At 25.3% G+C, this 13,045-nt stretch carries 11 protein-coding genes and 1 riboswitch; of the genes, 9 read left to right on the top strand and 2 right to left on the bottom strand.

The window, feature by feature from the left end:
* The first annotated feature begins 92 nt into the window (after positions 1 to 92).
* On the top strand, positions 93 to 1,049 hold the full coding sequence (locus tag ACYUDJ_RS18500; RefSeq protein ID WP_003483387.1) for a helix-turn-helix transcriptional regulator: 957 nt from the start codon (positions 93 to 95) through the stop codon (positions 1,047 to 1,049).
* Positions 1,050 to 1,209: 160 nt separating this feature from the next.
* Here ACYUDJ_RS18500 and ACYUDJ_RS18495 read toward each other — a convergent pair whose 3' ends face one another.
* Positions 1,210 to 2,145 (bottom strand): hypothetical protein, encoded by a 936-nt coding sequence (locus tag ACYUDJ_RS18495; RefSeq protein WP_003483389.1) that lies wholly within the window; start codon positions 2,143 to 2,145, stop codon positions 1,210 to 1,212.
* A 100-nt stretch (positions 2,146 to 2,245) separates the two neighbouring features.
* Between ACYUDJ_RS18495 and ACYUDJ_RS18490 the strand changes: the two genes are divergently transcribed.
* Complete coding sequence (locus ACYUDJ_RS18490) at positions 2,246 to 3,481, top strand: ABC transporter substrate-binding protein (protein WP_042384255.1); 1,236 nt, start codon at positions 2,246 to 2,248, stop codon at positions 3,479 to 3,481.
* Positions 3,482 to 3,549: 68 nt separating this feature from the next.
* Here the strand turns inward: ACYUDJ_RS18490 and perR are convergent, their stop codons facing one another.
* Positions 3,550 to 3,978, bottom strand: coding sequence for a transcriptional regulator PerR (gene perR, locus ACYUDJ_RS18485; RefSeq protein ID WP_042384258.1), 429 nt, complete (start codon positions 3,976 to 3,978; stop codon positions 3,550 to 3,552).
* 225 nt (positions 3,979 to 4,203) lie between these two features.
* On the opposite strand from perR, the gene ACYUDJ_RS18480 reads away from it, so the two are divergent.
* The 7 genes from ACYUDJ_RS18480 to ACYUDJ_RS18450 all read left to right on the top strand — a co-directional run bounded on the left by ACYUDJ_RS18480 (position 4,204) and on the right by ACYUDJ_RS18450 (position 13,002).
* Entirely contained in the window at positions 4,204 to 4,818 is a 615-nt protein-coding gene (locus ACYUDJ_RS18480) for a hypothetical protein (RefSeq protein WP_003483395.1), read from the top strand.
* A 165-nt stretch (positions 4,819 to 4,983) separates the two neighbouring features.
* Entirely contained in the window at positions 4,984 to 5,553 is a 570-nt protein-coding gene (locus ACYUDJ_RS18475; protein ID WP_003483398.1) for a 50S ribosomal protein L25, read from the top strand.
* Positions 5,554 to 5,771: 218 nt separating this feature from the next.
* The gene (locus ACYUDJ_RS18470) at positions 5,772 to 6,023 is read left to right on the top strand and encodes a hypothetical protein (RefSeq protein WP_003483400.1); all 252 of its coding nucleotides are present in this window, start codon (positions 5,772 to 5,774) and stop codon (positions 6,021 to 6,023) included.
* Between the two features lie 103 nt (positions 6,024 to 6,126).
* Positions 6,127 to 6,217, top strand: a riboswitch (ZMP/ZTP riboswitch).
* 315 nt (positions 6,218 to 6,532) lie between these two features.
* Entirely contained in the window at positions 6,533 to 8,761 is a 2,229-nt protein-coding gene (gene pflB / locus ACYUDJ_RS18465) for a formate C-acetyltransferase (RefSeq protein WP_003483402.1), read from the top strand.
* A 178-nt stretch (positions 8,762 to 8,939) separates the two neighbouring features.
* On the top strand, positions 8,940 to 9,638 hold the full coding sequence (pflA, locus tag ACYUDJ_RS18460) for a pyruvate formate-lyase-activating protein (protein ID WP_003483404.1): 699 nt from the start codon (positions 8,940 to 8,942) through the stop codon (positions 9,636 to 9,638).
* A 617-nt stretch (positions 9,639 to 10,255) separates the two neighbouring features.
* Complete coding sequence (locus ACYUDJ_RS18455; protein WP_003483406.1) at positions 10,256 to 10,801, top strand: NADH peroxidase; 546 nt, start codon at positions 10,256 to 10,258, stop codon at positions 10,799 to 10,801.
* 194 nt (positions 10,802 to 10,995) lie between these two features.
* Positions 10,996 to 13,002 carry a methyl-accepting chemotaxis protein gene (locus ACYUDJ_RS18450; RefSeq protein ID WP_003483408.1) on the top strand — a complete coding sequence of 669 codons (2,007 nt, stop codon included), beginning with the start codon at positions 10,996 to 10,998 and terminating at the stop codon, positions 13,000 to 13,002.
* The last annotated feature ends 43 nt before the right edge of the window (positions 13,003 to 13,045 follow it).

Raw genomic sequence — 13,045 nt, 5'->3', positions numbered from 1 at the left:
TATATGTAATTAATTTAAAGATATTATTTGGTAAAACTAAAAAATATTATAAATATAACGATATAACTAAAGAATAGAAAAGAGGTGATAATATGTCAAAAATTTCTCATATATTACAATTATTAATTATACTTCAATATAAAGAATTTGTAACAGCTGGGGAACTTTCAGATTTTTTAATGGTGGATAAAAAAACAATATATAGATATATAAATAGTTTAAATTTAGCCAATATACCTATATACGCTAAAAAAGGAAGATATGGAGGTTTTTATATAGATAAAAATTTTTATATGAAAAGTCCTGAGTTAAATGAAAATGAAATAAAAGCATTGTTAATGGCAGGGGAAATTTTAACAGAAGAAAATGGCTTTATTTATGAAAAAGAATATAAAACAGCTTTAGGAAAGATAAAAAATAATTTAAGTAGTAAGGATATAGAATTAGATAATATATATAATTTTAATGATTTTAGGATAAACAGTATAGGAAATAATAAAATTTCACAGGATAAAATATTTAAAATATGTAATTCTATAATGAACAATAAATCTATAAATATAAGTTATTTTAGTATAAATAAGAACGAAATTACTTTTAGAAAAATAGATCCCTATGATATTATGTTTAAATATGGGAAATGGTATATTGTAGGATATTGTCATTTCAATAAATACATAGAAATATTTGATATAAACAGAATTAAAGATATAAAGGATACAAAGGATACTTTTGTTATTTCTAAAAGTTTTTCAATAAATAGTTTTTTAGAAAAATATAAAAGTATATTTATACACAATAAGGTGAAAGTTGAACTAAAGTTTAGTAAAAATAGGGCAGATTTCATAAAAGGGAATAAATGGTATATAAATGAAGAAATAGAGGAACTTGAAAATGGTGAAGTTTTATTTAAAGTATATGTAGAAAATTTACAGGAAATAAAGAGATGGATTTTAGGGTTCGGAAAAGATGTACAGGTTTTAGAGCCTAAAGAATTAAAGTTCCAGCTGATAGAGGAGATATCTGAATTAAATAATATATATAATTAATAAAGTTTTAATAAATTTGAATAATTTTATTTAAATTGGCAATTATATAAATGTAGTTAGGCGAGATAATCTCCCTAATGCATCAAATATATAAAATCTATATATTTGATGCAACAACCCCCCATCCCCCTTGGGACCGTAAAACGGTCCCTTTTTGTTTTTAATTTAAAATAATGGAATAAATCTTAAATCTATAATTATCATCAGGATTATCCACTAACTTTAATAGAACATCTATGTTATAATTTTTTATTAAATTATTGTCTTGTTTTGACATACCTTTAAAATTTAAAGACCATTTTATTTCACTAATTTCTCCATCTCTATTATTTTTTATATCCTTAAAATTGGCATCTTGAAAAGTGTATATGTTATTTTCTTTTACAAGATTGCCTATAACAGATGTGTCTTTGCCACTTATGCTATTTATAAGTATATTTTCAGGTCTATTTTCTTCAGATATAGGAAGACTTTGAATATAATTTATAAATTCTATAATAGTATTGCTTCCCATAAAATCCTCATTAAAGTTATAGTCAAATCTTTGAAGATTGTCTTCCATAAACATAAATGAATCAAAAACTATTTTGCCATTTTTAAGATTGCCAGATATAATTTTGGGAGTTTTATTATTATTATAATCCATTAATCCAATAATATTGTTATTAGATGAATATAGTTTTTTAAATTCATTATTTTGCCATGTAAAAATATATTGTACAGGCATTTTATATTGAGAACATTGTATAAATATTTCAGGAATTTTATCTCTGGAAATATCTTCAAAATTAATACTAATAGGCCAAAATTTATTATGATCTCCTATAAATTTTTTGTTTTCATTGTTTTTTAATGTGTAGTTTTTATTTTGAGATTTTATAGTTATAGAATATTTGTTATCTTTACTAGTAATATTTATACTATCCTCATTTCCATCACCAGTTAAATCTTTTCTTATAGTTTTATTGGATTTTAGTAAGTTAAAAGCAGAAGTATCTTTATACTTAATAGTGGTTAATAAAGTTATTAAGATTAAGCTTAAAAGCAAGAAATAATAAATAGATTTTCTTTTTAGGAAAAATACCCTCATTTTCATATAATTCACCTCTAATTAATTATATGAAGCTATTATATATTTAATTAATTTGTACAAAATAAAAATAGAAGAATATACTTCCGATGGAGGTGAAGTGTTGTTGAAATTTAAAAAAATAATATGTTTCATTCTTATATTAATATTGCCAATAACTTTTGTTTCTTGTAAAAAAGAAAATAAAACCAATAATAAAGAGTTAAATATGTATATAGATATTAAAGATGAAAATTCTTTAAATATATTAAAAATTATTATGGAAGAATATAAAAAATCTAATGAAGATGTAAAAATAAATATAAATAATGCATTAGGTAGTAATGTGGAAGAAGAATTAAAAAAGGAAAAATCTCCTGACTTAATATTTGTATCAAGAAATGAAATGATAAAGCTATCCCAAAAGGGTCTTTTGGATAACATGGAAACAAGTTATGAAAAAAATGATATTACTAAAGATTATTATAATGTTTTTAATAGCTATGGTAGATTTAAAGATAAATATTATGGATTACCTATTATACCTTATACTATAGAAGTTTTATATAACACTGAGGCTTTAGATAAACTAAAAATAGAGGAACCTAAAAATATAAATGATATAAAAAATGTTATGAAAAAGTTAAAAACTTCATCAACTAAAGTACCTGTTATGTTAACAAATGATTTAGATATAAATTCAGTTATGTTTTCAATAATATCAAATAATATAACAAATTCTATGGAATTAGAAAATATTTATAATAAAGAAAAGAAAGAATACCAGAATTTAAAAAATATGCAGGAACCTTTCAATATTATAAATAATATGGTTAAAGATAATACCTTAGATGAGAATTCTTTTGAGGAAGGCAAGGAAGTTACATTAGAAAAATTTAATAATGGAGATATTCCCATTATAGTAAGTACTTCTTATTATAATAATCAAATAAAAAATCCTAATATAAAATCTGTTAAACAATTGTATAATGTAGATAAATTAAATAACACAGAACCTGTAATTATAAATTCTATAATGTGTTTGCCATTAAAAGCTAAAAATTCAGAGGAAGCAAATAATTTTATAGATTTTACTTTTAGTGAAGAAACTCAAAAATATTTATTGAAAAAGGGTTTTGTAACAGGAAATAAGAAAATTAATAAAGAAAAAGAAGGAGAGCTTACTAAACTGAATAAAACTACTGTAGAGAAATTAAGTAATTTAAATGAAAATAGTATATTGATATTATATAATTTACCAAATACTTTTAAGTCTAGCATTTCAGCTTCTATTGATAAGATATTAAACAATGAGTATACAGGAAAAGAGTGGAATAAAATTGTAGAAGATAATTTAAAATAAAATATTACTAATTAAAGTAGCAATATAATAAGCACTTAAATTAGATAAATTTAAGTGCTTATTAATTACTAATTTTCTGAATCTGATTTATTGCTGCAACATTCACATATGCCATAAAAGTAAACACGATTATACAAAACGTTATATTTTGTGAAATTTTTTATTTCATTATTTAAGTTTGAAAAAGATACTTCTTCTATATCATCTACTCTTCCACAGTTAACACATTGTATATGTGGATGTGAATGAGTATTGGCATCGTATCTAAAATTACCTTCACCTACATTTAACTCTTTAACTAAATTTACTTCTACTAAGGTTTTTAAAGCTTTATAAACTGTAGCTAAACTCATAGTAGGATAGTCTGGTTGTAAAGCTTTATATATAGTTTCAGCGGAAGGATGTTCTTTAGTAGATTTAAGATACTTGTAGACAGCTATACGCTGAGGTGTTAATTTTAGATTTTTTTCTCTGAAAATACTTGCGATTGTATCCATATTCACCATCCTTTACTCTAAATATAATTAATTATATAATAAAAAAAATTATTTGTCAAAAATGATTATTGTCAAATAAACATTACAATTAATCAAATTATACATTAAGATGACATAACAACAGTTTATCATAGTTATTAACGTAATATTAACATTTTTATAAAAATATAATTATTTCAATTAATAATTTTCAGATTGGAAATTTAATAGAAAGGATGTATTGTTATGCCTAAAGCTTTAATAGGAACTGCTATTTCAGCTACAGCTATAATAATAGGGTCTATAATAGGTGGAATATGGAGTTCTTGCATTAATAGAAAAACTATTACTAAGAATGAAGAAATACAAAAGCATATATTAGAAGAACATAAAAAAATAGATAAAATATATTATAAAGATAAATTTAAGGAAAGTGGAAGAACTGTAAGGCTAGATATATGTACAGCAATTTTTGAGGGAATAAGAACTATAAAAAAGATTAAACAAAATAAAGAAGAGTATTATCCTGTTTGTATTTCTATAAATAGAAACTATTATAAAGATATAGCTGTATTAACTAAAAAATTTACTTTAAGAGAAATAAGCTATATAAATCAATTATATGGAATAATAGATAAAATAAATTATGATGTAAAAAAAATAGATTATAGTAATAAAAATAGTTGGCTTAATATATTGATGGATTATGAAATATTATTAAAAAAAGTATATGGTAGTAATTATAAAAAAATATTAGAGATAGACATAGAAAAATGTAATTATGATAACTTAATAGATAATAATATAATAAAGGAAGGATATAGAGAAGTTCTTATAAAACTGAATGATATTATAGAATAACTATATACATTATAAATGAAGTGTTACTAATATATGAATAAACAGTAAATGTTTGGGAATTTATATTGAAGTAATTTAAATGTAAATTATACTTATATATAACGATTATAATCTAATAAAAATATAATTACTATGATTTTTGCAATGGGATAGGAGGAGTTTTATATGAGTAATACTTCAATGACTGCTATAATAAGAGAAAAAAGTGGTAAAAAATGCAGAAAAGAAGGATTTGCACCAGGAATAATTTATGGAGCAGAAATGAAAGAAGCTATAAAGGTTAAATTTGAAGTTCCTAGCCTTTTAAGATATTTAAATAAAGCTGGTATCAATTCAAGATTATGGCTTAATATTGGAGATAAAAAAGAGTATGTATTAATTAAGGAAATACAAAAGGAACCAACAACAGGTGAAATACTTAATATAGATATGCAAGCTGTTTCACATGATGAAGTTATAAAAAATAGTATACCAGTAAAATTTGAAGGAAAAGAACAACTAGAACATAAAGGATTTTTACTAGAGGAATTTACTCCATATATAGAGGTAGCTGGGAAAGTAGGGATACTTCCAGAAATAATAGTAGTAAATGTTGGAGAAAATCAGCCAGGAGATAATATAAAAGTATCAGATATAAAATTAGATGAAGATATAAAATTATATACAGATCCAGAAGAATTACTAGCTACAGTATCTTATAATGGAAAAGGTACAGCTGAAGAAACAGTAAGTTAAAATATAAGAAGTTTTAAACATTAGGTTTTCTGATTTATTTTATGAGATTTATATAGGTTTGCTTTTACTTCTCGTAAATAAAATTAGAGAACCTAATTTTATTTTTTTTAGTTTATATATAAAATAAGTTTAGAAGTATTTATTAGATAAGTTAACATTTCTATAAATATACAAATTTATTTTACAAAATTTAAAATATTTAGAAAGAAGGAAAGTTTATGAAGTATAAAATAGGGCAAGAGATAGAATTTACAAATAGTTTTGTGGTGGAACTACGCAAAGGTGGGGCAGTTAAAGTTGCTCCAGGTGATAAAGCTATGATAGTAAGAAAAATAGATGATAATACAGGAGAGATTGTATACACTAAAGGTAATGCTAAGGGATTAAGTCAAAACATACAGATAGAAGTTGATGAAGCTTTAAATGAGGAAGAGTTAGCAAAAAAAATATTAGAGGGGATATATAAATAAGATATATAATGTGTAATAAATTTCATAAAAAGGGATAGTATGAATAAAATTATTTTATATTGACAGAATGTTCGTAATGATATAAAATAAAATTAAATTTTAGAATAAATCATATGACTGGCGGAGGTGGATTTAACCACAGGGAGTATGATTTAGAAATTTAAGTTAGAATGTCGACCGCCTGGGCAACAAAAAGTCCAGGGGGTTTTTTTATCTTTAAAATACAAATATAAGGATTGAGGAGGGGGATTATGTTTTTTAGTTCATGGGGACATTTTAATAAAGGTTTATGGAAAAAAATATAGACATAATGCAAGGATATGTATAAAATAGAGAGAAAGATTTGTAATTGACAAAGATTATCAAATGATATAAAATGAAATTAATTAAAAAAGCATAGAGCTGATAGATGTAGAATTTGATTTATAAATTAAAGTTAATACCTGAATCTCTTAGGTAATATAGGCTCTAAGCGGTTTTTAAATATATTAAGTTTTAGGAGGTTTACTATGTTTTATGATTCATGGGAAAAATTTAATGAAGGTTTATGGGAAAATAATATAAATGTAAGAGAGTTTATACAAGATAATTATACTCCTTATTATGGAGATCATACTTTTTTAAAAGATCCTACTAAAAAAACAAAAGATCTTTGGGAACAATGCGAAACATTAATAGAGGAAGAAATAAAAAAAGGAATATTAGGTGTAGATTTAGATAATATTTCTGCTATAAATGCTTTTAATGCAGGATATATAGACAAGGAAAATGAAACCATAGTAGGTCTTCAAACAGATAAACCACTAAAAAGAATTATAAATCCTTTTGGTGGTATAAGAATGGTAAAACAAGCTTTAGAAGCCTATGATTATAAGTTAAAACCAGAAATAAAAGATATATTTACTAAATATAGAAAAACTCATAATGATGGTGTTTTCGATGCTTATACTGAAGAGATGAGAAAAGCTAGAAGTGCAGGATTATTAACAGGACTTCCAGATGCCTATGGAAGAGGAAGAATAATAGGTGATTATAGAAGAATACCATTATATGGAGTAGATTATTTAATAAAAAATAAAGAAGAAGATTTAAAAGTTGTTAAAGGGGAAATGAATGAAACTACTATAAGAAAAAGAGAAGAGATAAGCGAGCAAATAAGAGCTTTAATAGCTATGAAAGAAATGGCACTAAAATATGGAATAGATATAAGCAAACCAGCTAAAAATGCAGAAGAAGCAGTGCAATTTTTATATTTTGGTTATTTAGCAGGAGTCAAAGAAAATAATGGGGCTGCTATGTCTTTAGGAAGAGTAAGTTCATTTATAGATATATATATAGAAAGAGATTTAAACCAGGGAATATTAACAGAAGAAAAAGCACAAGAAATTATAGATCAATTTGTTATAAAACTAAGATTAGTAAGACATCTTAGAACACCAGAGTATAATGATCTTTTTGCGGGAGACCCTAATTGGATTACAGAAGCTATAGGAGGAATGGGGTTAAATGGTGAAACTTTAGTTACTAAAACATCCTATAGATTTTTAAATACTTTAAATAATTTAGGACCGGCACCAGAGCCTAATATGACAGTATTATGGTCACAAAACTTACCAGAAAACTTTAAAAAATTTTGTGCGGATATGTCTATAAAGACGGATTCTATTCAATATGAAAATGATGATTTAATGAGAGATATATATGGAGATGATTATGGTATAGCTTGTTGTGTATCTGCTATGACTTTAGGAAAACAGATGCAATTTTTTGGTGCAAGGTGCAATTTGGCTAAAGCTTTATTGTATTCTATAAATGGTGGAGTAGATGAAAAGAAAAACGTTAAAGTAATATATAATATAGATGCAATAGAAGATTCCGTATTAGACTATGAAAAAGTTAAGGAAAATTATTTCAAAGTATTAGAATATATAGCAGATTTGTATGTAAATACTATGAATATAATACATTATATGCATGATAAATATGCTTATGAAGCTGGACTTATGGCACTTCATGATACAGAAGTAGAAAGACTTATGGCCTTTGGGGTAGCTGGATTGTCTGTTGTAGCGGATTCATTAAGTGCTATAAAATATGCAAAAGTGAAACCAGTAAGAGAAAATGGTATTGCTGTAGATTTTGAAATAGAAGGGGATTTCCCTAAGTACGGTAATGATGATGATAGAGTTGATGAAATAGCAGTGGAGATAGTTAATAAATTTATTAATGAATTAAAGAAAAATAAAACTTATAGAGATGCAAAACATACACTTTCAGTTTTAACAATAACTTCTAATGTGGTGTATGGCAAGAAAACAGGTTCAACACCAGATGGAAGAAAAGCAGGAGAAGCCTTTGCTCCAGGAGCCAACCCTATGCATGGAAGAGATAAAAATGGTGCTTTAGCATCATTAAATTCTGTAGCTAAAATACCTTACAAAAATATTTGTGAAGATGGAGTATCAAATACATTTTCTATAGTTCCAGATGCATTGGGTAAAAGTGAAGAAGAAAGAATAAATAATTTAGTATCTATATTAGATGGATATTTTGTACAAAATGCTCATCACTTAAATGTTAATGTGTTAAATAGAGAGTTATTGATAGATGCAATGGAACACCCAGAAAAATATCCATCGCTTACTATAAGAGTATCAGGCTATGCAGTTCATTTTAATAGATTGACTAAAGCACAACAATTAGAAGTTATAAGCAGAACTTTCCATAAGGATATGTAAATTATTTTTGTATTATGGATATTAGGACTATTATTACCAGTCTTTTTAGGAGATATATATTTATAGGGTGTTATACTGTATATAAGGGATACTATAGCCCTAGATAAGTTTTTAATACTCAGGTGGAGAGCAATGTTCTTCATCTGAGTATTATAATTACTTCATAAGGAGATTTAATATGGGTAAAATTCATTCAATAGAAACTATGGGACTTGTAGATGGTCCAGGTATTAGAGTAGTAGTATTTTTTCAAGGCTGTCAATTAAGATGTATTTATTGTCATAATCCAGACACATGGGACTTAAATGCGGGTATAGAGATTAGTAGTGATGAAATATTAAAAAAAGTATTAAGATATAAGCCATATTTTAAGCAAGTTGGAGGAATAACTTGTTCAGGAGGAGAACCTTTAATGCAACCTGAATTTCTTTTAGAAATTTTAAAAAAATCTAAAAATCAAGGTATTCATACAGCACTAGATACATCAGGAGTAGGAAAAGGAAATTATGAAGAAATACTTCAATATGTAGATTTAGTTATATTAGATATTAAGCATATAGAGGAAGAAAAATATATTAATATCTGTGGGAAAGGAATGGAAGAATTCAATAAATTTAAGCATGTTCTAAATAAACTTAATAAAAAATTATGGATAAGACATGTAGTTGTTCCAGGAATAAATGATACTGTAGAACATATATATAAATTTAAAGATTATATAAATACTTTTAACAACATAGAAAAGATTGAACTATTACCCTATCACACATTAGGTGTAAATAAATATGAAAATATGGGAATAGAATATAAACTTAAAAATGTAAGTCCTTTGAGTAAAGATAAGCTTGAAGAATTAAAGAAAATTATTTCAATATAAAAATTATATTTAAATGATTATATTAAAATATAGTAAATGCTTATAAATTTATAAAAATTTAGAGCTTCTTATTTGTTTTTTTTATATATTATATAAAATTATTATTAAGACAGACTTAGTTTTATTTTATAATAATATATTTTAATGAAAAACAAATTAGAAGCTCTTATTAATTTGAAAATTATATATAACAACATATGTTATAACAACAAAATGTTCATATAACTAGATTTAAATTCAATATATATTAACCAATAGATTCCTGGAGGCATTCCTCAATAACATCTTCTGTAATTTCAAATTCCTCTTCTCTAGTCATAATATTTCCCCCTAACTACTATTAATACATTAATATATTCTAATAGTTAAAATTTGTTACAAAATATAAAAAGTATTTTAATATGATAATATTTTTTACTTAGTTAGATTAAAAGCTTATAATAGAATTAGTTTTAAAAATTTAGTAATTTTAAAATTGCAGGAATTTATTACATATTTAAAATAAATTTTAGAAAAAGGGTTGATTATTTGTAATTACTATTATATAATAATAATTGTTAACAAGGAAAAAATTAATTAAATAAATTTAAATAAATTTATAGTAGGAGGATGTTAATATGAAAAAATTTATATGTTCAATATGTGGTTATGTTTTTGAAGGAGAGGAAGCACCAGAAAAATGCCCTCAATGTAATGCGCCAAAGGATAAATTTGTAGAAAAGGTAGAAGGAGAAATGGCTTGGGCTGATGAGCACAGAATAGGTGTAGCAAAGGATGTAGATCCAGAAGTTATGGAAGGATTAAGAGCTAACTTTATGGGCGAATGTACAGAAGTAGGAATGTATTTAGCTATGAGTCGTCAAGCAGATAGAGAAGGATTTCCAGAAGTTGCAGAGGCATATAAAAGAATAGCTTTTGAAGAAGCAGAACATGCTGCTAAATTTGCTGAATTATTAGGAGAAGTTGTTACAGATAGTACAAAGAAAAACTTAGAAATGAGAGTAGAAGCAGAACATGGTGCCTGTCAAGGGAAAAAGGATTTAGCAACATTAGCTAAAAAATTAAACTATGATGCTATTCATGATACAGTACACGAAATGTGTAAAGATGAAGCTAGACATGGATCAGCATTTAGAGGATTATTAAATAGATATTTTAAATAAAATCTAAATATAATTATAAAAGAGTTACTATTGATTTAGTAGCTTTTTTATTTTTTGCTTTTAGAATTTTGATGAATTAATGGTAAATATAAAAAAATAAAGATAAAAATGTAATTTATGTATTAATTTTTGTAGAATTTAAACGATAACATAAATATTATTATTATTTTAACAAAGTTGGGGGAGAAATATATATGAAAAGTATAAAGTCTAAGATAGTAACAATTATAGCTATAGTTTGTGTAGTAAGTGTAGCTTTATGTTCTTCTATAAGCTACTATTTTTCTTATAAAGCTATAATGGCAGAATCTACAAATAAAGTAAGCATGGCATCCCAAAAATATTCAGAAATGATAAATGGATGGCTTTTAACTAAAGCTAAATTAATGGATTCAATGGCGGTAGATTTTCAATATAATAATAAATATGATCAAAAATATATATATAGCTATTTTCAAAGTCAATTAAAGGATAATAAAGACGTTATAGGCATGTATGTTGGATTTGAGGATAAAAAATTTATATCCGGTAATGGATGGATACCAACTAAAGATTATGATTGTAGACAAAGAGATTGGTATAAAGAAGCTGTTAAAAAAGATGGAATAATATATTCGGCCCCATATATAGATAAGAAATTTAATAGTATGGTAATAACTGTAGCTAAACCCATTAGAAAAGATGGAAAGATAATAGGCGTTGTAGGTATGGATGTAGTTGTAGATTACCTTAAAACTCTAGTACAAAAAGCAACACCAGTAAAAAATAGTTATGGTTTTTTATTAGATAGTAATAATGACTTTATTGTTCATCCTAATAAAGAATTTCAACCTAAAGATGAAAAAGTGATTAATGTAAGCAAAATTATGGATGGAAAATTAAAAGATTTAGCACAGTTAGATTCTAGCAATAATAAAGTTTTAAAGTCAAAAGACTATGATAATAAAGAAAAAATATTTACAAGAAGTAAGATACCATCATCAAATTGGTCAGTAGGATTTTCAGTACCTGTAGAAGAGTTTAAAAAACCTTTAAATAATATTATTATAGGCTTTCTATCAGTTATAGCGATATCCTTAGTGGCAGCAGTAATTTTTGCCCTATATGCAGGTAAAAAAATATCTGATCCTATTTTAAAGATAACAGAGTTAGTAAATGAAACAAAAGATCTAGATTTAACTAGCAGGAACAACTATGAAACTATAGCTTTATATAAAGATGAAACAGGAGTAATAGGTAGGGCAGTTATAGATTTAAGAGAAGAATTAAAAAATATTGTAGAAGAACTAAAAAAATCATCAAAGGATGTATTAAAATATTCAGAAATAGTAAATGGAGCTACGGATGAAACAGTTCAATCTATAGAAGCAATATCAACAACAGTAGATGAACTAGCAAAGGGATCTGTAGATCAGGCTAAAGATGCACAAAATGGGTCAGAAAAATTGTTTAGTTTAGCAGAAGAAATTAAAATAACACATAATAGTACGAATTTAGTCAAAACATATTCTTTGGAAACTAAAGAAAATAGTGAAAATGGCATATTATCTATGGAAGAAACTATAGATAAATTTAAAGAGAATAATAGGGTGAATAAAGAATTAGGCAAAAATGTAGAGATGTTATCTAGTAAGTCAGGATCTATAGGAGAAATAATAAATTCCATACAGTCTATTGCAGAACAAACAAATTTATTAGCTTTAAATGCGGCTATAGAAGCAGCTAGAGCAGGGGAAGCAGGGAAAGGCTTTGCCGTTGTGGCTGAAGAAATAAGAAAATTAGCAGAACAAACATCTATTTCAACTAAAGAAATAGAAAATATAGTAAGGGAAATACAATTTGAAATAGATAATACAAAAAATAATATGGATTTATCAGAGAAAGTTGTGGGAGAAGTAAATGATGCTATGAAAATATCAAAGAAATCCTTTGATATCATAACAAAATCTATAGTAGATATAATAAATCAAATAGAAATTTTAGTAGAAAATGTTAATAAGGTAGATTCAGATAAGGAAGAAGTATTAACTGCAATACAAGGAATATCTGCTATAGCTGAAGAATCAGCGGCTTCTACAGAAGAAGTATCAGCTTCAGTTGAAGAACAAACAGCGTCTATGGAAAGTATTTCACAAACAGCTAAAGATTTAAAAGAAATAACAAGTACATTGGATGAATTAGTTAACAAATTCGAAATTTAGAAATAGAAGTAATTCAAATTTTAATAAAAAGGCCTTTCTTTAT

The organism is Clostridium sp. CTA-6 (assembly GCF_054768115.1).
This window is presented reverse-complemented; position numbering and strand designations above follow the sequence as displayed.

Bases quoted from the DNA above. Each gene is read 5' to 3' on its own strand.
- pflA (WP_003483404.1), top strand. From the start codon at position 8,940: ATGGGTAAAATTCATTCAATAGAAACTATGGGACTTGTAGATGGTCCA.
- ACYUDJ_RS18455 (WP_003483406.1), top strand. From the start codon at position 10,256: ATGAAAAAATTTATATGTTCAATATGTGGTTATGTTTTTGAAGGAGAG.
- ACYUDJ_RS18475 (WP_003483398.1), top strand. From the start codon at position 4,984: ATGAGTAATACTTCAATGACTGCTATAATAAGAGAAAAAAGTGGTAAA.
- ACYUDJ_RS18470 (WP_003483400.1), top strand. From the start codon at position 5,772: ATGAAGTATAAAATAGGGCAAGAGATAGAATTTACAAATAGTTTTGTG.
- pflB (WP_003483402.1), top strand. From the start codon at position 6,533: ATGTTTTATGATTCATGGGAAAAATTTAATGAAGGTTTATGGGAAAAT.
- ACYUDJ_RS18480 (WP_003483395.1), top strand. From the start codon at position 4,204: ATGCCTAAAGCTTTAATAGGAACTGCTATTTCAGCTACAGCTATAATA.
- perR (WP_042384258.1), bottom strand. From the start codon at position 3,978: ATGGATACAATCGCAAGTATTTTCAGAGAAAAAAATCTAAAATTAACA.
- ACYUDJ_RS18500 (WP_003483387.1), top strand. From the start codon at position 93: ATGTCAAAAATTTCTCATATATTACAATTATTAATTATACTTCAATAT.
- ACYUDJ_RS18450 (WP_003483408.1), top strand. From the start codon at position 10,996: ATGAAAAGTATAAAGTCTAAGATAGTAACAATTATAGCTATAGTTTGT.
- ACYUDJ_RS18495 (WP_003483389.1), bottom strand. From the start codon at position 2,145: ATGAAAATGAGGGTATTTTTCCTAAAAAGAAAATCTATTTATTATTTC.